Annotated in this window: 20 protein-coding genes, 2 tRNA genes and 2 pseudogenes; 12 read left to right on the forward strand and 12 right to left on the reverse strand. The window is 70.6% G+C overall.

All coding sequences use genetic code 11. The features are described from left to right. The first annotated feature begins 7 nt into the window (after positions 1–7). From ABD343_RS10475 to ABD343_RS10485, 3 genes are all read left to right on the forward strand, one after another. On the forward strand, positions 8–460 hold the full coding sequence (locus ABD343_RS10475; protein WP_344526509.1) for a nucleoside deaminase: 453 nt from the start codon (positions 8–10) through the stop codon (positions 458–460). A 70-nt stretch (positions 461–530) separates the two neighbouring features. Beyond that, positions 531–851, forward strand: coding sequence for a DMT family transporter (locus ABD343_RS10480; RefSeq protein WP_344526511.1), 321 nt, complete (start codon positions 531–533; stop codon positions 849–851). Positions 852–905: 54 nt separating this feature from the next. After that, positions 906–1,346: a DMT family transporter gene (locus ABD343_RS10485; protein ID WP_344526513.1), complete on the forward strand. Its 441-nt coding sequence runs from the start codon at positions 906–908 to the stop codon at positions 1,344–1,346. Positions 1,347–1,483: 137 nt separating this feature from the next. On the opposite strand, the gene ABD343_RS10490 is transcribed toward ABD343_RS10485, so the two are convergent. The 4 genes from ABD343_RS10490 to ABD343_RS10505 all read right to left on the reverse strand — a co-directional run bounded on the left by ABD343_RS10490 (position 1,484) and on the right by ABD343_RS10505 (position 5,001). Beyond that, a tRNA-Lys gene (locus ABD343_RS10490) sits at positions 1,484–1,556 on the reverse strand. Positions 1,557–1,644: 88 nt separating this feature from the next. Beyond that, entirely contained in the window at positions 1,645–3,579 is a 1,935-nt protein-coding gene (locus tag ABD343_RS10495) for a DEAD/DEAH box helicase (protein ID WP_344526515.1), read from the reverse strand. Positions 3,580–3,820: 241 nt separating this feature from the next. Further along, positions 3,821–4,453 (reverse strand): hypothetical protein, encoded by a 633-nt coding sequence (locus ABD343_RS10500; RefSeq protein ID WP_344526517.1) that lies wholly within the window; start codon positions 4,451–4,453, stop codon positions 3,821–3,823. A gap of 185 nt (positions 4,454–4,638) precedes the next feature. Then, a complete protein-coding gene (locus ABD343_RS10505; protein WP_344526519.1) occupies positions 4,639–5,001 on the reverse strand; it encodes a metallopeptidase family protein in 363 nt (120 codons plus the stop codon). 239 nt (positions 5,002–5,240) lie between these two features. Between ABD343_RS10505 and ABD343_RS10510 the strand changes: the two genes are divergently transcribed. Continuing rightward, positions 5,241–6,842: a metallophosphoesterase family protein gene (locus tag ABD343_RS10510; RefSeq protein ID WP_344526521.1), complete on the forward strand. Its 1,602-nt coding sequence runs from the start codon at positions 5,241–5,243 to the stop codon at positions 6,840–6,842. 87 nt (positions 6,843–6,929) lie between these two features. Continuing rightward, a tRNA-Glu gene (locus tag ABD343_RS10515) sits at positions 6,930–7,002 on the forward strand. Between the two features lie 576 nt (positions 7,003–7,578). Here ABD343_RS10515 and ABD343_RS40975 read toward each other — a convergent pair. Then, positions 7,579–8,145 (reverse strand): annotated as a pseudogene (locus tag ABD343_RS40975) (recombinase family protein); the annotation flags it as partial. A gap of 132 nt (positions 8,146–8,277) precedes the next feature. Between ABD343_RS40975 and ABD343_RS10520 the strand changes: the two are divergent. Continuing rightward, entirely contained in the window at positions 8,278–8,892 is a 615-nt protein-coding gene (locus tag ABD343_RS10520) for a hypothetical protein (RefSeq protein ID WP_344526523.1), read from the forward strand. A gap of 14 nt (positions 8,893–8,906) precedes the next feature. Here ABD343_RS10520 and ABD343_RS10525 read toward each other — a convergent pair whose 3' ends face one another. After that, positions 8,907–9,179 carry a hypothetical protein gene (locus tag ABD343_RS10525; protein WP_344526525.1) on the reverse strand — a complete coding sequence of 91 codons (273 nt, stop codon included), beginning with the start codon at positions 9,177–9,179 and terminating at the stop codon, positions 8,907–8,909. A gap of 442 nt (positions 9,180–9,621) precedes the next feature. Further along, positions 9,622–10,317, reverse strand: a complete 696-nt coding sequence (locus ABD343_RS10530; protein WP_344526527.1) for an HAD family hydrolase — start codon at positions 10,315–10,317, stop codon at positions 9,622–9,624. Positions 10,318–10,424: 107 nt separating this feature from the next. Here ABD343_RS10530 and ABD343_RS10535 point away from each other — a divergent pair, with 107 nt between their 5' ends. Together ABD343_RS10535 and ABD343_RS10540 are read left to right on the forward strand one after the other, a co-directional pair. Continuing rightward, positions 10,425–11,633: a helix-turn-helix domain-containing protein gene (locus ABD343_RS10535; protein ID WP_344526529.1), complete on the forward strand. Its 1,209-nt coding sequence runs from the start codon at positions 10,425–10,427 to the stop codon at positions 11,631–11,633. Between the two features lie 103 nt (positions 11,634–11,736). After that, positions 11,737–12,132 carry a hypothetical protein gene (locus ABD343_RS10540; RefSeq protein WP_344526531.1) on the forward strand — a complete coding sequence of 132 codons (396 nt, stop codon included), beginning with the start codon at positions 11,737–11,739 and terminating at the stop codon, positions 12,130–12,132. A 641-nt stretch (positions 12,133–12,773) separates the two neighbouring features. Here ABD343_RS10540 and ABD343_RS10545 read toward each other — a convergent pair. Then, a complete protein-coding gene (locus ABD343_RS10545) occupies positions 12,774–13,319 on the reverse strand; it encodes a hypothetical protein (protein WP_344526533.1) in 546 nt (181 codons plus the stop codon). Positions 13,320–13,340: 21 nt separating this feature from the next. Here ABD343_RS10545 and ABD343_RS10550 point away from each other — a divergent pair, with 21 nt between their 5' ends. Further along, positions 13,341–13,493: a hypothetical protein gene (locus ABD343_RS10550; protein ID WP_344526535.1), complete on the forward strand. Its 153-nt coding sequence runs from the start codon at positions 13,341–13,343 to the stop codon at positions 13,491–13,493. A gap of 272 nt (positions 13,494–13,765) precedes the next feature. Here the strand turns inward: ABD343_RS10550 and ABD343_RS40980 are convergent, their stop codons facing one another. Next, positions 13,766–14,110, reverse strand: a complete 345-nt coding sequence (locus ABD343_RS40980) for a hypothetical protein (protein WP_425578150.1) — start codon at positions 14,108–14,110, stop codon at positions 13,766–13,768. Positions 14,111–14,311: 201 nt separating this feature from the next. On the opposite strand from ABD343_RS40980, the gene ABD343_RS10560 reads away from it, so the two are divergent. Then, positions 14,312–15,802 carry an MFS transporter gene (locus tag ABD343_RS10560; protein WP_344526537.1) on the forward strand — a complete coding sequence of 497 codons (1,491 nt, stop codon included), beginning with the start codon at positions 14,312–14,314 and terminating at the stop codon, positions 15,800–15,802. Positions 15,803–17,368: 1,566 nt separating this feature from the next. Here the strand turns inward: ABD343_RS10560 and ABD343_RS10570 are convergent. Continuing rightward, positions 17,369–17,860: an allene oxide cyclase barrel-like domain-containing protein gene (locus ABD343_RS10570; RefSeq protein ID WP_344526539.1), complete on the reverse strand. Its 492-nt coding sequence runs from the start codon at positions 17,858–17,860 to the stop codon at positions 17,369–17,371. A 284-nt stretch (positions 17,861–18,144) separates the two neighbouring features. Further along, complete coding sequence (locus ABD343_RS10575; RefSeq protein WP_344526541.1) at positions 18,145–18,501, reverse strand: hypothetical protein; 357 nt, start codon at positions 18,499–18,501, stop codon at positions 18,145–18,147. A gap of 112 nt (positions 18,502–18,613) precedes the next feature. On the opposite strand from ABD343_RS10575, the pseudogene ABD343_RS10580 reads away from it, so the two are divergent. Further along, positions 18,614–18,941 (forward strand): annotated as a pseudogene (locus tag ABD343_RS10580) (SWIM zinc finger family protein); the annotation flags it as partial. Between the two features lie 67 nt (positions 18,942–19,008). On the opposite strand, the gene ABD343_RS10585 reads toward ABD343_RS10580, so the two are convergent. Further along, positions 19,009–20,247, reverse strand: coding sequence for an MFS transporter (locus tag ABD343_RS10585; protein WP_344526543.1), 1,239 nt, complete (start codon positions 20,245–20,247; stop codon positions 19,009–19,011). Between the two features lie 212 nt (positions 20,248–20,459). Between ABD343_RS10585 and ABD343_RS10590 the strand changes: the two genes are divergently transcribed. Further along, positions 20,460–20,903, forward strand: a complete 444-nt coding sequence (locus ABD343_RS10590) for a MarR family winged helix-turn-helix transcriptional regulator (RefSeq protein ID WP_344526545.1) — start codon at positions 20,460–20,462, stop codon at positions 20,901–20,903. Positions 20,904–20,918: the final 15 nt, after the last annotated feature.

Below are 20,918 nucleotides of genomic sequence, written 5' to 3' on the forward strand. Positions count from 1 at the left end.
GGACTTGATGACCAAGGCCGTGGACCTCTGCGTCCGGCATGTCGACTCCGGTGGGCTCCCCTTCGTCGGGCAACTGCTCCACTCCGACGGCCGGGTCTCCGCACCCGGCGTGAATCTCGTCCTGGAGACCGGCGATCCCACCGCCCACGCCGAGATCACCGCGATCCGGCAGGCCGTACGCGAGCACGGAGCCGCCGGGGTCCGGGGCGCCGCGCTCCTGGCGACCGGTGAACCCTGCGGCATGTGCTACCGCTTCGCCGCCGCCCACGGCATCGCCGAGGTCCACTACGCGGCGGGCCGCGACACGGCCGCCGCGTGGGGCTTCGACTACCGGTCCGGATACCCGAGCGGCGGGACCGAGCCGCTTCCCCTGGAGCGGGATGCCCGGCATCTGCCCGTGAGCCGGGCGCCGGCGCCCTTCACCCGCTACCGCGCCCTGCACCACCCCGCGTCCGCCTGACGCCTCTGAACCACCACGTAGACCACTACGCGCACCACTACGTGAACCACACACCCGGAAGGAACCCCTCATGCACTGGCTCTACCTCGCCATCGCCGTCGTCTTCGAGGTCGCCGTGGCCATCTCCGCCGGCAAGGCCCAGGGCTTCACCCGTCTCGGCTGGTCGATCGCCACGCTGGTCAGCGGCGGCATCGCCACCTACGTCCTGAGCCTGGCGCTGATCACCTTCGAGGTCGGGGTCGGCTACGCGATCTGGACCTCCGCCGCAGGCGTCGGGATCGTCTTCCTGGGAGCCCTCTTCTTCGGCCAGCGTCTCGACTGGCGCAAGCTCCTCGGGATCGCCGCCGTCATCGCCGGTGTCGTCGGACTCCAGCTCACCGGCACCGCCTGACCCCCGCCACGGCCCGCCCCACCCCGTCACCCGCACTCGCCCGAGAGGAACCCCATGTCCACCGCCACCGCAGCAGCCGCCACCGACAACGCCACCGACACCGCCGCCACCACCACCGGTCCGAACTCCGCCGCCGCGACCGGCAAGCGCCCCCGGGCCTGGCTGGTCCTCCTGCTCGCCGGATTCTTCGAAGTCGGATACGCCCTCGCCGTGGGCGGCAGCCAGGGATTCACCGTCCTGCCCTGGTCGATCGTCGCGGTGGTGTTCTTCCTGCTCACCCTGCTGGCCCTGAGCATCTCCCTGCGCACCATCGACGTCGGGATCGGCTACGCGGTGTGGGCCGGGATCGGCGCCGTCGGAGCCGCCCTGCTCGGTCCGGTCTTCTTCCCCGAGACCCTCACCCTGGGCAAGGCCGCCTGGCTCGCGCTGATCATCGGCGGCGTCGTCTGGCTGAAGCTCTCCGACCGGCCCACCGCGGAGTCCACCGAGCGGTAGCGGCGGTGGGACCCCGACCGTCCGACCCGACGACGGTGTTCACCGTCCTGCTGGCCGAACATCGAAGCGCCCGGACCGATCATCTCGGTCCGGGCGCTTCGTCGCAGGTCAGAGGGCAACGCCCTCCCTGCCGGCAGTAGGCCGTGTGGGACTCGAACCCACAACCAATGGATTAAAAGTCCACTGCTCTGCCAATTGAGCTAACGGCCCGCACCGAGCAGCATAGCCCGGGCCTCCGGCGGGCTTCGAAGGCATTCCACCTTCGAAGCTGCCTTCGATACCGCCGAGGTGGGGTCGGTCAGCCGTTGCGCTTCCAGCGGGGCTTGTCGGCGCGGCGGTCCGAGGTGCGCGGGGCACCGTTGCGGCCGGGGCCGTGGGAGGTGCCGCGGCCCTGGGGGCGGCGGTCGTCGCGGCGGTCGCTCCGGTGGAACGGGCGGTCGTCGCGGCGGAAGCCGCCACGGTCGTTGTCCCGGCGGAAGTTGCCGCGGTCGTCCCGGCGGTCGCCACGGTCGTCGCGGCGGTCGTTCCGGTCACCACGGTCGCCGCGGTCGCCGCGGTCGTACGAGCGGCGGTCGCGGTCCCGGTCGCGGTCCCTGTCCCGGTTGTACGGGCGGTCGTCGCGGTCGCGGCGGAAGCCCCCGCGGTCGCCGCCGCGGTCGTCCCGGCGGTCGCCTCGGTCGTACGGGCGCTTGTCCCGGCGGTCGTAGCCGTTGCGGTCGCCGCGGTCGCCCTCGCGGCGCTCCCGCTTCTCGCGCTCGGCACGCTCCGCGCGCTCGCGGCGCTCGGCCTCCGCCTTCGCCTCGGCGGCGGCCACCTCGGCCTCGGCCTCGGCGGCCGCGGCGACGGCCGCGTCCGGGTCGTCGCCGCGCTCGCGCGCGGCGCGGGCGACCAGCAGCGTGGCCTCCTCGCGCAGCTCGGTCGCGCGGCGCTCCAGCTTCTCCAACTGGCGGGCGAGCTGCTTGGCCTCGCGCTCGGCCTGGCGCGCCGAGTTCGTCAGCGACTCGGCCTGGAGCTCGGTGAGGGAGCGGGCGCCGGTGATACGGGCCACGTCCTCGTCGAAGACGTCGCCGCGGCCGATGATGTGGCGCGTGGCGTCGACGCCCGCGTCCTCCATCAGCCGGAAGATCTGGCGGCGCTGGTGCGGCAGGGCGAGCGAGACGACCGTGCCGGACTCCCCGGCGCGCGCCGTACGGCCCGAGCGGTGGAGGTAGTCCTTGTGGTCGCCGGCCGGGTCGACGTTGAGGACGAGGTCGATGCCGTCGACGTGGATGCCGCGCGCGGCGACGTCGGTGGCGACCAGCACGTTGACCTTGCCGCCCTTGAAGTCCTCCAGCGTGCGCGTACGCGCGCCCTGGGTCATGCCGCCGTGCAGCGCGTCGGCGCGCACGCCCGCCTCGCGGAGCTGCTCGGCGACGCGGTCGGCGCCGAGCTGGGTGCGGACGAAGATGATGGTGCGGCCCTTGCGCGCGGCGATGGCGGCGGTGACGGGGGCCTTGTCGCGCGGCTTCACGACGAGCACGTGGTGCGTCATGGTCGTGACGGCGCCCTGGGCGGCGTCGACCTCGTGCGAGACCGGGTCCACGAGGTAACGCTTCACCAGCGAGTCGATCTCCTTCTCCATCGTCGCGGAGAAGAGCATGCGCTGGCCGCCCTCGGGGACGAGGTCGAGGATCTCGGTGACCTCGGGCAGGAAGCCGAGGTCGGCCATCTGGTCGGCCTCGTCGAGGATCGCGGTCTGCACGTCGTCGAGGGAGCAGGAGCCGCGGTTGATCAGGTCGCGCAGCCGGCCCGGGGTGGCGACGAGGATGTCGACGCCGCGCTCCAGGGCCGAGATCTGGTTGGCCATCGAGGTGCCGCCGCAGACGACCTTGAGCCGGAGGCCGAGCGTGTCACCGTACGGCTGGAGCGCGTCGGAGACCTGCATGGCCAGCTCGCGGGTGGGCGTGAGGATCACGCCGCGGGGACGCTTGCGCTCCGTACGGCCGCCGCTCAGGCGGGTCAGCAGCGGGAGGCCGAAGGAGAGGGTCTTGCCGGAGCCGGTACGGCCGCGGCCGAGGACGTCCTTGCCCTCCAGCGCGTCCGGGATGGTCGCGGCCTGGATCGGGAACGGGGACGTCACACCGTTCTGGGCGAGCTTGCGCACGACAGGGTCGGCCAGACCGAGGTCGGCGAAGGTGACGGTCTCCTCGTCCTCGGGCAGGACGGAGACGGCTTCAGGGGTGGCAACAGACATGCGAAGTGCGAACCTTCCGGAGTCATTCGGCACGCGCCCAGAACTCCGTGAATTCGCAAACGACCGCCTCAGTGCGGTCAGCCACGGCCAGAGAGGAACGCGCCACGCGGCGCGCTCTGCTTGCGGCGCCGGGCAAATGGGATCAAACGATCTACCAGCATACGCGGCCCTCACACGGCAGCGCAAATGCGGGTGCCCCGGCCCTCCCCGCGCCCGTCGGGCCGGGAGGACCGGGGCACTCTCACGCCTGGCGGGGCGTGGTCGACGGGCTCGTCCAGCTCGGGGACGCCTCCGTCCTGGTGGGCGAGGGCTCGGGGCCGGTCGGCGTCGGGGAGACCGTCGGTGGCGGGTCCGAGGGGGAGCTGCCGCCGGAACCGCCGCCCGCGCCGCCGCCCGCGCCGCCACCGCCGCTGCCGGGCGGCCGGGTCGGCTCCGGGGGCCGGGGGTGGTCGGGCTCGCCGCCGGTGCCGCCCGAGGGGGAGCCGGAGGGCCCGGCCGAGGTGCCGTCGCCCGTACCGCCCCCGGCGCCGCCCGCGCCGCCGCCGCGGCCGCCGCGCCCGTCGCCGTCGTCGTCGCCGTCCCGGGAGCGCTTGCGTGACTTCTTGTCCCCGTGGTCGCCCTTCCCGCCCTTGCGCCCCTTGCGCGCGCGGTCGTCCCCGTCGTCCCCGCCGTACCCGGGGCGGGTGACGCCGCCCTCGGGCTCGGCCCCGCTGCCCTGCTCGTCCGCCCGGCTGCCGACGGGAGAGGTGCCGGCCCCGTCGCCCGCGTCGTCGGCGCCGTGCACCGTCATGCAGCCGCTGAGCGTGGAGACGGCCGCGAGTATCAGTACGCCGGCGGTGGTTCGGGCGGCACGGGACGAGCGCTGACGGCTCACGGCGGGACCTCCAGGCGCGGGGGAAGGGCGGGTGCCTCGCACCCGGCTTCCTTGCCCAACTCCCCTTCACCCCAACAGGTCACGCGCCACGGCGCTCACCGCGCGCAGCACGGCGCACAACCGTCCCCGCACGGCGCGGGCGCCGCACGACGCTCCCCGCGCCCGCGCCCGCGGCGGAGGGCCGCTCAGCCGTAGCCGAGGGCGTGGAGACGGTCGTCGTCGATGCCGAAGTGGTGGGCGATCTCGTGCACCACCGTGATCTCGACCTCCTCGACGACCAGCTCACGGTCCCCGTCCTCCCGGGCGACCATGCGCATCGTCGGGCCCCGGTAGATCGTGATGCGGTCCGGCAGGACGCCCGCGTACCACTCGCCGCGCTCGGTCAGCGGCGTCCCCTCGTAGAGGCCGAGCAGCTCGGGGTCCTCGGCGGGGGGCTCGTCCTCGACGAACACCGCGACGTTGTCCATCAGCCTGGTCAGCTCGGGCGGAATACGGTCGAGCGCCTGGGCGACCAGTTCCTCGAACTCCTCGCGCGTCATCTCCAGCACCCGGCCATTGTCGTGCAGCACGGGCCCGCGCGCGGCACGGGGGAGGGAGGGGGCGCCCGGGGCAGTGCCCGGGGCGGCGTTTGGGCGCGGCGCCCGGGGCGGCGTTTGGGCGCGGCGCCCGGGGCGGCGTTTGGGCGCGGCGCCCGGGGCGGCGTTTGGGCGCGGCGCCCGGGGCGGCGTTTGGGCGCGGCGCCGGGGGGCGGCGCTTAGGGGCGGCGCCGAGCGGCAACACTCGCAGCATGGCCCGCGTAGCCACGAAGCCGTTCCGCGCCGCGGCGGGCTGGAGCCGGAGGCTGGCCGCGGGCGCCCTGCGCCGGTACCGCGCGCACCACACCACCCCCACCGCGTCCCTCACGCACGCCCCGCACCCCTACTGGCGGGGCGTCGGGCTGATCGCCGTGACGCTGCTCGGGGCGTGGCTCGGGCTGCTGATCGTCGGCAGCGTGCACGCGTCCGTGGGGCCGATGGACACGCGGATGACGTTACGTCCGTCGTTCACGGGCGGCACGAAGATCAACGTCTCGCCGCTGGGCGCGCTGGAACTGCGCAGCCACGACGCGCCGCTGAGGCTCGACGTCGACGTCAACCAGCTCGACCAGGAGCGGGCCTCGGCGCTCGTCGACCACCCGGAACGGCTCCAGGGCCAGACGTTCCGGGACGAGATCGCCTCGGACGTACGCTCGGGCACGTTCGGACTGGCGCTGCGCTCGGCGATCGCGGTCGTCGCGGGCCCGCTCGCGCTGGGGCTCGCGGTCTACCGGCGCCCGCGGCGCGCGCTGGCGGCGGGCGGGCTGGCGCTCGCGCTGCTGCTGGCGTCGAGCGCGACCGCGTTCGCGACGTGGAACCCGAAGTCGGTGCTGGAGCCGAAGTTCTCCGGGCTGCTGGCGAGCGCGCCGTCGGTCGTCGGCAACGCGCGCAGCATCGCCACCGAGTTCGACGTCTACCAGCAGGAGCTGGCCCGCCTGGTCACCAATGTCGCCAAGCTCTACGACACGGCCTCCACCCTCCCCGCGTACGAGCCCGACCCGTCGACCACCCGCGTCCTGCACGTCTCGGACATCCACCTCAATCCGGCCGCGTGGGAGATCATCCGCTCGCTCGTCGAGCAGTACGACATCGACGTGATCATCGACACGGGCGACACGATGGACCACGGCACGAGCGCCGAGAACGGCTTCCTGGACCCGATCCCCGATCTGGGCGCCCCGTACGTCTGGGTACGCGGCAACCACGACTCCCTCACCACCCAGGACGCGGTGCGGAAGCTCGGCGACAAGGCGGAGAAGGGGTCGGGCAAGGGTTCGGGCAAGGGCGTCCACGTCCTGGACTCGGGCGTCCCCGTGAACGTCGCGGGCCTCCGCCTGGCGGGCTGGGGCGACCCCCAGTTCACCCCCGACCGCTCGACGGAGGCGCGGGGCGACGAGGCGGAACGCGAGGAGGGCCGGAAGCTCGCGGGCGCGCTGCGCGCCCAGAAGGCCGCCGACACCCCCGTCGACATCGCCGTCGCCCACAACCCCGAACTGTCCCGCCAGACCGACGGCCTGGTCCCCCTCGCCCTCGCCGGGCACAAACACAACCGGCACGAGGAGGTCCTCGACAAGGGCACCCGCCTCAAGATCGAGGGCTCCACGGGCGGCGGCGGCCTCCGCGCCGTCGAGGGCGACGAGCCCCAGAAGGTCCAGGCGTCGGTCCTCTACCTGGACCGCGACTCCGACAGGCTCCAGGCCTGGGACGAGATCACCCTCGGCGGCCTCGGCCTCTCCAGGGCCGAGGTCGCCCGCCACCTCCCCGAGGAGGTCAGACCGGGTGCGTCCCCGTCACCGTCCCCGGGGGACGACTGAGCCGGAAGTGTTTTGGCGAACCGTCGCCACATCCCATATGCTGCTCGGGTCCCCGAAGCGCTTGCGAAAGCGCCAGGTGGGCCGTCGGCCCTCATCGTCTAGTGGCCCAGGACGCCGCCCTTTCAAGGCGGTAGCACGGGTTCGAATCCCGTTGGGGGCACCCACAACTTCGGGGCACGCTCTCCTCCGCGAGGGCGTGCTTCTGAGTATCCGGCCCTCTTTTCTCCACCTTTTCCGCCGTTTCGGCGATGTCCTTCAGGTGCGACGCGGGCAGTGTGATGCAGATCTCCGCCCCGTCACCCTCCTTGCTGAGCCGCACCTCCAGGTTGGTGGCGTCGAAGAGCCGTCGCAGGAGCTGCGCCGGTGCGCCCGCGAGGTTGAGCCGCAGGTAGGGCAGAGCATCCAGCAGTCCCGCGTCCTCGGCGGACGGGCGCTCGGGCCGCTCGGGCTCGGCGGCGGTGAGCGTGTTCAGCCGCTGCTCGGCGTCCCGCCGTTGCCTCTCCAGCGCGCGGTAGTCCTCCCGTAGTCCGGTCGCGAACGGATCGTCCGGCTCGCACTCCTGGGCCCGCCGCCGGATGTTGCGCTGTCGTCGGGCGAAGTCGTCCACAGCCTGTTGAAGCCGCTCCCGCTCCTTCTCGTACGCACGCCAGGCACGGTCGTCACGGGCGGCCAGGTCGGCAGCGAGCAGCTTCCCGCGCTGCGGGCCGAACAGCCGGTCGGCGAGGAAGGCGGAGACGGCGTGCAGGAGCACGTCCTCGCGGACATACGTCGTCTTCTGATGCCCGGCATGGACCTCGGGGCGCCCCCGGTTGTTCCGGGTCGGCCAGCACTCGTAGAAGACGTAAGTGCGGCTGGGGCGCCGCTTGCCCTCCATCCGGCGGTTGCAGCCACATCGGAGCCGACCGCGGAACAGGAACGGCGGGTTCTTTCCCACTGAGGAGTGCGGCGCGCTCTGCCGTCGGGAGCCCCTGCCCTCCTGCCGCCGTTCGTTGATCGCATCGAACATCCACTTCGGGACCAGGGGCTCGTGAGTGGGTTCGGGCGACCAGACCCACAGGGACGGGGCGTTGTGAGCCCCCTTCTTCGATTTCGTCGCCCGGCGGTTGAACACCTGGAAGCCGGTGTACTTCGGGTTCCTGAGGATGTCGCCGACCGTGGACTTCCCCCAGTGCCCGCGTGCCCGCGCGGGACCGCCCGGTGGGGTGGGCGGCGGATGGCGTTCCAGGTCCGCGTCCAGGCGGTCCGCGATCTCGCCGTAGCCGATGCGCTCGTAGTAGCGCCACAGCGCGATCTGCGTCACCACCGGGCCCCGGTCGGGGTCAGGCTCCAATCGCGACTTGGTGGCGCCCTTGGCCGCGCGGGCGGGGTTGGGGTGGCGGTAGGTCCTGGCCGTGTATCCGTACGGCGGCTGGCCGATGTTCCAGCCCTCGCGGACGTGGGTGCACAGGCCGCCCCAGGAGGTCTCCAGGATGTTGAAGACCTCGTACTCGGCGATGGACTGGTTGATGCGACGGTGGAGGATCTGCTGGGCGCGTCCGCCGTCGAGCTTGATGGGCTCGTTCGAGGCGAGGAGGGGCACGCCGACGCCTTCCAGCGCGCGCTCCACGGACAGACCCTCGTACATACGGCGCGCGACGCGGCTGGGTGTCTCGCAGATCACCACGTCGAAGCGGCGGTCGGCGCGCTGGGCCTCGGTCAGGAGATCGTCGATGCCGCCGTCGCGAGGAATGGGGATGCCGAACCGGTGCTCGGTGTCGGTCCCGTGACCGCGTTGGTCGAGTTCGAGGCGGCCCGATTCCACGTCGTAGAAGTGGCAGACGACGGCCCACGCGGCGGGGATGGCGGCCTTCGACCGTTCGAGCTGCCGCAGCAGGGACTGGCGCGGGTCCTGCCGGTCCTCGGTCGACGTCCGCCCGGCGAACGCGACGCGGACCTCACCGCGCAGGAGAGCCGTGGGCATGGCGAACGGGGACACCGCCAGGTCGGACATGCGCGGAGGTTGCTCCGCGTGACCCACGGGGAGGCGGAGGGTCGTTGGGTCGTCGGGTGAGTTGCGTTGAGGCGTCATGGTGCCTGGCCTTCTGACGGCCAGCGCCAGGAACGCTGCTCGGCCGCCCAGGTGAGGAGCTGATGTGTCACCTCGGCCAGCTCACCGCGCAGCCGTTCGCCCTCGGCGCCGCCGACGTAGAGCGCTCTTCCGGTGAAGCGCCGGATGCGGGGGCTCTCACCTGGAAAATCGTAGCGCCAACTGCGGTCTTCCGGGGGGCTGTTCTGCCGGATTGCGCTGGGGCCTCGCGGGTCGACGTGCCGCGTGTACGGGTTGTGCGGTGGTGCCATGACTTCCCCCTGTCCCGTCATCGCGTGGGCACTGTAAAAGACCGCGCGGCAGGGGCATTTTCGACAGCGGGCCAGCAACTGGCCCGGGGGACGTCGCCCTGGCCAGGGCGGGTAGTCGTTTGGACAGCGTCGGGGCGTTCGCTTCGTCCTCGATCGGCACTGATGGCCAAGGGAGAACACCCATGAGCAAGGAAGGAGAGACGGACGGATGGTCTGTCACCCCTTCGGCATCAACCACTTCTCCGCACCCGCGGCCTCACCGCCGTCACGGCGTCCGCCCTCCCGTCTGAATCGAAGAGCAAGAGCTCCTTCAGTCTGGGACAGCGCGGGTCCCCGTCACGGCGTAGCTGACCAGGGGAAGAGTGGCTACCGGGGCTGGCCCGCCTAATGGGCCCCCGGAAAGGAACACGGACAAGCCCGTCGGTGGGTACCCACATCGCTACTACTTCGGATCACCGTCCACGCTCTTGATCAGTGCCTCCGTATCGGCCAGGTCCGGCAAGACCGTCTGGGCTCCGGCCGCCCGGAGTTCGTGCGCGTCGCTGCGGCCGGTGGCGACCGCGATGACGCGGACACCGCACGCGAGCCCCGCACCCACGTCGGCGGGCGTGTCCCCGATCAGGACAGTGTCGGACGGGGTGAGATCCGGCATACGGGGCTGGCGGGCCCGGTCGAGAGCGAGGCGGACCAGGTCGGCACGCTCGTCGGCATCGTCGCCGTAGGCGCCGAGATCCCAGTCGATCTGGGAGTCCAGGCCGAACACCCGGAGCTTGACCTCCGCCGAGCCACGTACGTTCCCCGTGACGACGGTCTGGGGCAGACCGAGCGCGGCGAGGCCGCTGAGAGCCGCGGCGGCGCCGGCCAGCGCGTGACCGCGTTCGCGGATCCTGGGGGCGTGGCGCAGGTGGGCCTCGGCCAGGGCGTCGGCGAAGCGGTCGAAGTCCTCGCGGCTGGTGCCGAGGCCATGGAGCTTGGCGGTCTCGCGGAAGATCACCGCGTCCGTCATGCCGTCGACGCGGGCCTGGCGCTGCATCTCGCGCCCCGTCACCTGCCGGAACGCCTCGCCGAACACCTCGCGTCCGACGCCGCGCATCGTGATCAGGGTGTGGTCGATGTCCCACAGCACGAGCCTGACCATCGGCCCCTCCACTCGTTCACTCGATCGGTACAAGCAGGCGCCTGTCTGCCCAGCCGCTTCTACGCTGACCGTACGGCCCGGCCCCGGAACCGCGAGGTGATACGGACGTGGGTACGGCACGGCTTCCCATCGGAGCACGCATCAGGCGCGCTCGGGAACGCTCTGGTCGTACCCAGGCAGCGGTGGCCGGGCTCTGCGGCATCACCGAGGCGTATCTGTCCCAGATCGAACGGGGCCTGAAGATGCCGTCGGTGGACGTGCTGCTGCTCATCAGCCGCGAGTTGGGAGTCTCGCTCGCGGTTCTGCTGGACGGCGAGCAGGAGCACGCCCGGGCCGAGGCCTGTATCGCGCCGACCGTCACGGATGCGCTGATGCGGCCTCCTGCTGTCCGCGCTTCAGAGGCTCCCGCACCTTCCGTGCTGCGGGAGCGGGTCGAGGCGGCGTGGCGAATGTGGCAGACGTCGGAGTCCCGTTTCTCCGAAGCGGCACGGATCCTGCCTCCGCTGATCGCGGACGTCGAGCTGGCGGCCCGCGCGCACCGGTCTCCGGGGGAGGCGTCGGCGCGGCGGGAAGTGCTGTGCTGCACCGCCGACTTGTACGGCCTGCTGCGCTCGTACTGCCGTCGTACGGGCAGGGTCGACCTGTCGCTGATGGTCGCCGACCGCGCCCGGCGGGCCGCCGAGGACGCCGACGACCCGATCCGTATCGCCGCCGCGCACTGGAACCTCGGGCATGTGCTGCTGGCCGACGGAGACCCCGCGGGCGCCGAGGCCGTGGCCGAACACGCGATCCAGCAGGTCCGGAGCACCGCGCCGGGCGAGGAATCCCCGGAGGCTGTGGCCATGGTCGGCGCGCTCGATCTGGTGGCCGCCACGAGTTGCACACGCCGCAAGCGCTGGGACGCGGCCACGGAGCGCTTGGACCACGAGGCAGCGCCCCGTGCCCGGCAGGTGGGCGAAGGGAACGTGCAGCACACCGTCTTCGGCCCGACCAACGTCACGCTGCACCGCCTGAGCATCGAGATGGAGGCGGGTCACACCGCCGAGGCCCTGCGCATCGCCGACGAGGTCGACGTCCGGGCCCTGCCCTCGCGCGAGCGTCAGTTCACCTTCATGCTGGACGTCGCCCGGTGCTACGCACAGCGGCGCGAGGACGCTGCGGTGCTCGTTCATCTGCTGGAGATCGAGACTCTGGCGCCCGAGGACCTCGCGCACAGCCGGGAGGGGCGGGACCTGGTGCGCCAGCTTCTGGACCGGGCACGGTCGACGTACCGGGCTCCGGTCAGTGCGCTCGCGGAGCGCCTGGGGATGCTCTGAAGGGCCGCCTCCCGAGCCCTTGGTCTACCCGAACTGAGAGTTCGGGTCGTCGGCGATCGCCGGTCCTACCGTCGCAAGCCCCTCACGCGACGGAGAGACGGCGATGTCGACGCTCGACAAGGAAACACCGGGACCCATCGGTACGCGCATCCTGCCCGCGGGAGTGGAATGGGACGCGGTCCGTGTGCCCCATGCTGTGGCACTGACCGTGCTCGACAAGCTCGGCTCGGCGCCGGGCGCGATCCTGGTGGACCCGCAAGAACAGGCGCTGTACTTCTTCGTCCCTCCGCGCGCCACGGATGAGTGGGAGCTGGCGAACGTACGGTTGCTCGGAGTGGCGACGTTCGTCGTCGTCCCGCCACCGGAGCGCATTGCCCCGCCGGGCCCGTACTGGCTCGCGGAGCCGGGCCGCCAGCCGTGGCCACTCGCCGACGCGGAGGCGTTGCACGCCGTGCTCGCGGAGCACGTGGCTTCGACGAGCGGTACGGGTACGCCATGAGTGCGCAACCAGTGGACGAGCGGAAGGTCGGGGCCGAACCTCCTCACCCTCACGACACCTCCGCCCATGCCCCGACTGCGCCAACGCCAGGTCTGCTCTGCTCGGTGGTGACAACCACATGGATCGATGTCACTCCGGCTGGCAGCGTCGCGTTCCTGCTGATCGCCCACCCGCCGCCTCGCCGTTCGGGCGAATCCGCGGCGGCGCTCCGCGAGGACATGCGCTCGCTCGGGACCGCGCTCGGTCTCGTCTCGTCCCGATGCCCCTTGCCGGACATCGGCCCGCGACTGACCTTGCACGGCGGCAAGGCCGCCATCCGGGTCGACGGCTGTGACTTCCTGCTGGGGACCACTATCGGGGCAACATGGTCCGACTTCGTCGCGCAAGGCGGCCCGGTTGTCGTGTCCCTGGGGCTGGCACCGCTTCCTGTCGGGGCGGATCGTGACGCTGTGGAGGCGTACATCGGGGAGTGCTTGGCCACTGGCGAACTGATGCTGGGGGCCATAATGTCGACCGCCCCCGGTCGGCGTCGTGCCTCAGACTTGTTAGACGGGGGATGACGAAATAGGCATCGCGCTGTTGACGCCAACCTGAAGAACATGAATTCCCCCTATAAGGGTCAGCGCTCAACGAGATATAAATCAATTCCCCCCTCTCAAGTTCCGTAGCTGCTCCTCCCTGGCCTTCAGCAAGTCACCCGCCTGATACCCAGGCGAGCAGATCTGAAGTAGCCAATCCATTAGCCTGTCGTGCATCAGATTGAATTTTGCAGCCAACTCATGAAGTTCAGCGATTGAGAACTTCTCAAAATTGGGATGCGCCTGGAATCGCTTCGTCAACATCAGTTGAGGCTCAGATGTAGTACCGTCCACGGCCCAACTGCCATGCACGTACCGATGCCTCACCCTGAACAACGATTCGGATTCTTTGGTAAGAACCTTCAGGGCAGATTTGAGGGTTTTCGAGATGTCGTCATGGGCATCGACCAACTCATTGCATACTTTGATGACGCGGCTCGTAGATTCACCCGCGATCAGAAGGCGACCGTACTGCCCGCCGCAGAGTTCCTCCGCGATCATAGCCAAGGCCCTGTCTGTCCCTGCGGCCTCTCTGACCATCAGGCCGAGGGCGTGCAGAGCCTTGTCCGTATCAGGCCTATCCATGATCAGCCCTTCTTCGTAATCCACTCACCTCAACAGTCTCGCACCATGCGATACCGGAACCAGTTCGATCACTGCCTTCTCCTGCTGTCCTTCGTCTACGGCCATCGGCACGCTCGCGAGTTGCACACCGCCCGCTCGCGGCGAGGCCACTACGCCGCCGACCACCGCTCCATCGGCCTGGCGAGGTGGGCGCGGTGACACCTGGCTCTGCCCCTAACCGACCTGCTATACCGTTACCGGTCGAGCGATAAGCTCAAAGGTTCATGGCCTTGGCCTCGGTCCGCGGATGTCGAGAGTCATCCTGCCTGCCTGGGCCGGCACCCCACCCGGCCAGATGCGCTCCCACATGCGCTGCTGGCCACAAGACGGCGGAGCAAATCCCAGCAGTCCATCACGCCTCTTCTCCCATCGGAGCCTTCCTGCGCCACCGCTCCAACGGCACCCTCCCCTTGAGCGTCAGCTCACCCCTGTCAGGCAACGCCCCGAAAAGGTCGGGGCCCCGTTGGGGGCACTCCACAGAATCGCCTCTGACCTGCGAAAGCGCGGGGTCGGAGGCTTTTCTCGTAGCTGTCCGCGAGTTCGACGTTCTCGGCGACGTCGGGCGCGGTCAACAGCGGCCCGGGCAGCCAGGTCTCCTGGAGGACGCCTTCGGCGTCGGCGGACGAGCCGAGCATCTCGTGGGCGACGGTGAACAGCGGGGCGCGGTGGGTGACGAACGCCTCGGTCGCCGCGACGACGCGGCCGCCGTCCGCCATCGGTTCCGTTCTGCCGGTCCCCGGTTCCTTGTCCGCCGCCTGTCCGCCGCGCTCGTTCATGTCCGCTCCTACCTGCTTGGCGTACGTGTGCCGCGTGCCTGGCATACGACGCCGCTGCCCCTCGACTCGTCACACCCGTCGTCAATGGCGTACCTCACACTCCTGCTCCTGTTACGGGGTTCCGGGGGCCGACGTCTTGTGGTCGCCCGTACGCCGCACGGACGATCCGGCGGCTCAAGCACCACGAGTGAGGACCGAGTCATGGAAGTCACGACAGCCACGACGGCGCAGGCGCCGACCGCCGATCCGCGCCGCTGGTCCGCACTGCTCTTCATCGTGCTGGCCCAACTCATGATCGTTCTGGACGGCACGGTGGTGAACATCGCCCTGCCGACCCTCCAGCGAGATCTGGGGATCTCGGACGGCGACCGGCAGTGGATCATCACCGCGTACACCCTCGCGTTCGGCAGCCTGCTGCTGCTCGGCGGGAGGATCGCCGACTACACCGGACGCAAGCGCACGTTCCTGATCGGACTGATCGGATTCGCGGGCGCCTCCGCGCTCGGCGGCGCGGCCGGCGACTTCGAGACACTGCTCATCGCCCGTGCCCTGCAAGGCGCGTTCGCGGCACTCCTCGGCCCGTCGGCCCTCTCGCTGCTGACCGTGACCTTCACCGAGCCGAAGGAGCGTGCCAAGGCGTTCGGGATCTGGGGCGGTATCACCGCCGCCGCGGGCGCGCTCGGGCTGCTCGCGGGCGGGGCGCTGACCGAGTACGTGGACTGGCGCTGGTGTCTGTACATCAGCGTCCCGATCGCCCTGGTCGCGGCGGTCGGCGGATCCGCGCTGCTGACCGAGACGCGGCGCGAGGGCAAGGCCCGGTTCGATATTCCCGGCGTACTGCTGGTGACAGGCGGTCTGATCGCGATCGTGTACGGCACCACCCGCGCCGAGTCCGACGGCTGGGGATCGGTCCAGGTCGTCGGCCTGCTGGCCGCCGGTGCGCTGCTGCTCGTCGCCTTCGCCTACGTCGAGAGCCGGGTGGCACAGCCGCTGCTGCCGCTGCGCGTGGTCGCCAGCCGTACCCGCGGCGGCGCCTATCTGGGCGCGGGACTGGCCATGATCGGCATGTTCGGGGCGTTCCTGTTCATGACCTACTACCTCCAGGCCGTCAAGGGGTACTCGCCGGTCAAGACCGGCGTCGCGTTCCTCCCGATGACGGTGGCGGTCCTGGTGTCGGCGGGCGGGATCGCCGCCCGGCTGCTGCCGAAGGTCCCGCCGCGGGCGCTCGTCGTGCCGGGCATGCTGATCCTCTCCGGCGGCATGTCGTGGATGCTCACCATCGACACCGACACCTCTTATGCGGGCGGTGTGCTGGTCGCGGGGCTCATGGCCGGCCTCGGGGCGGGCCTGATCATGCCGGTGGCCTACAACTACGCCACCCACGGAGTCGACCCCGACGACGCGGGCGTCGCCTCGGCCGGGGTCAACACCGCGCAGCAGGTCGGCAGTTCGATCGGCACCGCGCTGCTCAACACGATCGCCACCAGCGCGACCGCGGACCACCTGGCCTCGCATGCCACGCGGGCCCCCAGCCCGAACCTCGTCAAGCAGGCGGCGCTGGAAGGCTTCCAGACGGCCGCCACCTGGGCGGCGGGGATCATCGTGTCCGGCGCGCTGGTCGTCGCGGTCCTGATGAACACCCCGCGGCCGAAGGCGGCGGCCACCGAACGGGACGCCGGTCGACGCACATGAACCCGGTCCGTATCGGCGGCGCCCATCTGGCCCTGCGCGAACTCACCTCGTCCGACGGCCCTGGTGTCCTCGCGAGTGGGCGAAGCGGCTGCCGACCCCGGACTCCGAGACGCCAGTGCGCTCCCGGCCCGCGATCGACCGGCCTATCGCCCGGCGCGACGTCGGGATCAGGGAGAAGACGCTCTGTCGGATGCTCTACGAGACCGCGGCCCGGAGCGAGGAGACTCGGGGGCTGAACGTCGAGGACCTGGACCCCGGCCGGCGCCGCGCGCCGGCCGGGGTCCAGGGCGCACAGGTCCGACGACGCGGGTCGGCCGCGCGCGAGGACGTGGGACCTGCACGAATTCCGGCACAGCGCGCTGACGCACCTCGGGCAGCGAGACGGGGTGAACGTGCTGCTGCTGATGGCCGAGTCGCGGCACCGCAAGCCGGACAACCTCAGCCGCTGCGTCACACCCTCGCCTGCGGCGATCGCGGAGCTGACGAACCTGCTCGCGCCTGGCGACGCCCGCCGCCGGCCCGCCACCCGGTGGAGGTCAGGCCAGGTCGTCGGGGTTGATGCCTGCGCGGGCAAGGGCGAACAGGACGCGTTCGATGGTGTCGGCCGACCGCTCGCCGGAACCCGCGACCGCGACCGTAAGGCCCGCGGGCCACGCGCGGACGGCCCGCGCAAGCCTGATACCGACGACCTGGCGGGCCGTCAACCTCCGTCGAGGAAGGCTCGCAGGTCGTCGTCCGTGAGCGAGGACGCGGCGAGCAACTCGCGGATCTCCGCCCAACCGTCCCCACCGTCGCACAGAACTTCGACACCGCGACACAGCGGGACTCGGGCATGACCTCGATCTCTTCCCACACCCGGGACTTGGCGTGAATCACGTGCGATGCCGCCTGGGCCGGCAGCGCGAACGCGTCCATCCCCTTTGTACGTACGGGTCACCGCGCCGAGACCGCCGCGGCCGTGGGGTGTACGCCAGATCACGTCGGCCCATCTCCAGCAACGCATGCTGCGCTCCGAGGCACGGATCAACCTCAGCGCGGTACGCCTCCTCAGGCAGGGTCTCCTTGGTTCCGGCGTCGCAGAAGCGCGGGCGACGGCGTCGCGCCTACGACAGGAGTACGGACCCCGGGCGCTCATCACGTGCGCCACCGCGTTCAGGAACCGCCGGTCACTCTGCGAGCGGTCCTCGACGCTGTCCACGCGGGCGACGCCCACAGGCCGATAACGCCCAAGCGCAGCACCGGTGACCCCGCCGACGGTACGGACAATGGCAGGCGCGAGAGGGTCCGTCCCGACGCTCTACAGCAGCCCACCGAACACCCGAACGCATCCAGCCGGACAGGGAACGCCTGCAAAATCACACGACAGCGCGCTCACCCGCCTCGGCCCGCACCCGTTCGCGGCCCTGGATCGTGAGGCCGAACGCCGGGATGAACGTACCGGCCGGTCCTGAGTGCCCCTTCCGGAACTGCCCTGCGCAGCCCTCGGGCCACGCGGTTGGCGACAACGGCCGGCCGGGTGAGTTGGCGCGACCGGTGCTCGCGCGGCGAGATCAGGGTGGAATGCGCTCAGCGCAGTATTTCGACACGCATCCTCTCATCCGGCGTGGCGATGTCCCAGTAGCGAACAGTGCCCCGGGCGCCATTGAAGGCGCCTGTGCCGCCGGTGATGGCCATGTCGAGCGAACTCGCTTCGTTCGTCCGCAGCGATTGCATCGTCAGAGAGCCACGCTTGAGTTCCAGCGTGATCACGGCCTGCGACGTGACTTTCTTGCCCTCGACATGAACGACCTGAGCCGTCCCAGCCCCATATCCGACCTTGCGGCCGTTCTCTACGGCGGTGGCGCAGTAGGCGCTCATATCGCCCAGGCTAGGCCCTGCCGGGCCGAGGTCAATAGGCTTGTGCTCAAGGTCTTTGAGCTGGAGTTCGAAGACCTCGCGCCGGTCCTTTTTCGAGGTATCGGCATCTGCGCTGCCCACAGCGAAGACGCCGACCGCGGCGGTGGCCAACGACAAAGCGGCGAATTTCCGGAGCATGGGTCGTGTGTTGTTGTTCCCCATGGTGGAACCTCCTCATTGTGATCGTCTTGCACGAACAAATTGAGGTCAGGGCGTACGAGCTATGGCGTCCGAAATCAATACCGCTATGACGTCACTGCGACGCCGTCGATCAGGGTGGAACGCGCTCACTCGACAATCGGCGTCCATGGCTTCGACGGCGAGTCCTTTCTGCAACGACTGCGGCCCGCGGACGTCCGCCTGATGCACACGAGACGCCGCTCCCCAGCGCCTTGTAACACCCACCATCGATGACCCACGTCACACGCCCGCGCTGTTAACCCCGGCTACCTCCACCACCCCGTCGCTCTCGATCGGGCCGAGGCCGACCGACACAGTTCGCGCTGCTGGTAGCCGCCCGGCACGTCGGTGCCGACCCAGAACGGCTCGTAGTCGCGGAAATGGCCGCCGAGGGCGTGCCAGAAGAGTCCCGGGTTCTCCGTACGGAGGGCGGCCAGGCCCGCCGAGGCGAGACCGCACCGCTGAAACTCCGGGTCGCTGTGGGGCTGTTCCACCCAGCCGAGCCGGCAGGTGCGGCAGATCAGGTAGTCGACGCCGAACACCGGCTCGCCGTCCAGATTGGCCTCCCGCCGGCGCCAGCCGGTCCGTCCGCCCGAAATCGTGTCCTGCCACGGCGTGTCCAAGCGCGGGATGCCCGGCCAGTCGTGCTGCCGACCGTCGCCCGCCGCTGATCCGCCGCAGGAACGCGCGCCACGGCCTTCCCGGCACGTTCCTCGACAACTCCGAGCGCGTCCCGGCCTGTCCGGGGAGGATCTGCTCGCCCTCGTACGCGAGCATGTCGCCAAGGACCGGCAGACTGCGCCGCCGTCCGGAGTTCCGGGCGGCGAGCGCTCGGGGAGACCTGGCCGGGGTCCGGGCCCGCATCCGTGAGCTGCTCGACATCGGCCCGTTCGCGCAGCACGGGTACGTCGCGTACGCCGACGCCCGTGCCTACGCCGACCGGGCCGGGCAGGCGGTATCCGCGATCACTGCGCTGACCGCATCAGGCCGGGCCACCGATGCGACCGTCCTGGCCCGGGAGACGATGCGGCTGCCGGCCGACGCGGTGGAAGGCGTGCCGGAGCCCGCAAGTCCCTGACCGCAGCACGCTTCGTCGAGCTCGAAGACGGCGAGGGCAGGCGGAGCAGGCTTCATGTGGTGCCCGCGGCCCGGCGCTTCCTGCTGGTGTGGGTGCGGTCGGTGGTCCAGGCGAGCGCGGCGAGGACGGGGAAGGCTGCCGCGGTGAGGGTGACCGCGTGCCAGTCACCCAAGTGGTAGGCAAGGGTGCCGAGTTGGGAGCCGATGGCGCCGCCGATGAAGAAGGTGGCGATGTAGACGCTGGTGATCCGGGCGCGGGCGTCTGCGTCGAGTTGGTAGATGGTGTGCTGTCCGAAGATCAGGGAGCACTGCACGGCGCAGTCCAGGAGGACTGCGGCGGCGGCGAGGACGAGGATCTGGTGGGCGGCCAGGCCGGCCCAGATGAGGGTGGCGCAGGCGAGCAGGCAGGTCACGGGGGTGAGCCGGTGGGCGAGCCCTCGGTCGGCGAGGCGGCCCGCGAGAGGGGCGACGAGTGCGCCGGCGGCGCCGACGAAAGCGAACAGACCGACCTGGAGCTGGGAGTAGTTGTACGGCGCGGTGGTCAGGACGTAGGAGATGGTCGTCCAGAACGCGCTGAAGGCGGCGAACATGCAGGCGTGGTAGAAGGACCGGCGGCGTAGCTGCGGGTGCCTGCGGATCAGGCGGGCCGTGGAACACAGCAGCGCGGTGTAGGAATCGGTGCTGGTGGGGGCCCGGTGGGGCAGCGCGCGGCGCAGGACGAGGGCCAGGATCGCCATCAGCGCTGCGGAGGCCAGGTAGACGGTGCGCCAGCCCGCGACGTCCGCGAGCAGACTGCCGACGGTGCGGGAGAGCAGGATCCCGGCCAGCAGTCCGCTCATGACCTTGCCCACCACGGTGCCGCGCAGGTGATCGGGGGCGAGGTCGGCGGCGTAGGGGACGAGGACCTGTGCGACGACGGAGGTGGCGCCCGCGACGAGTGCGGCGATGAGCAGGACGGTGAAGGCGGGGGCGAGGCCGCCGACGGCCATGGCCAGGGCCGTGACGGTGAGCAGGACGGAGACCAGACGGGAGTTCTCGATGCGGTCGCCGAGGGGGACCAGGAACACCATGCCGACGGCGTAGCCGAGCTGGGTCAGGGTGATCAGCAGGCCGGCGGTCGAGTCCTGGAGCTGGAAGGTCCGGCGCAGCATCTCCAGGAGCGGCTGGGCGTAGTAGAGGTTGGCCACGGTCAGCCCGCAGGAAGTGGCCAGGAGTACGACCAGCCAGCCGGGCGGGGCTTTCTGTCGCGCGGCTGACTCCGTTGTGGCACGGGCGGCTGTGGGCACGGGCATGTTCTGTCTCCGGATACGGACGTGGGGAGGGGCGGAAGCCGAGTCGACTCCACAGATCGGCCGGCCCGGGACCTGCACTCCGGCTTGGAGCGGACACCTCGATCGCTCAAGCCGACAGCCGACAGCCGACAGCCGACAGCCGATCAACATTGAATCATAGTTCCACATTGAATCTTGATTCAATATAGAACGCGACGAGTACACTGTCAAACATGAAGAACTCGGGCGACCCGCTGCCTCAGGGGATCGAAATCGGTGCACTGTCCAGGATCGTCCGGCAGCACTTCGCCGACCGGATCGAGCAGGTCATCCACCCTCTGGGGCTCACTCTCGGGCAGTGGACGGTGCTGCGGGAGCTGAAGCGGACACCCGGCGCCTCGGCCTCAGAGCTCGCGCGCGCCGCGGTCCACACGCCGCAGGCCGTCAACCGTCTCGTCCGGACCCTGGAGGAGGAGGGGCTGGTGGAGCGCTCCCCGGCCCGCGGCCGAGTGGTGGACAACCATCTCACCGCCAAGGGACACAAGTTGACGGATGAGACCTTCCTCCAGATCGAGGCCCGTCTGGCTCCGGCACTGGAGAAGTTCGACAGGGCCAACGCCGAGGAGTTCCGCCGTCTGTCTCATCTCCTCATCAAAGCCCTGGAAGACCCGGCCTGAGCCCAGATACCCGTG

It is taken from the genome of Streptomyces albiaxialis (assembly GCF_039530985.1).
GTDB lineage: Bacteria > Actinomycetota > Actinomycetes > Streptomycetales > Streptomycetaceae > Streptomyces > Streptomyces albiaxialis.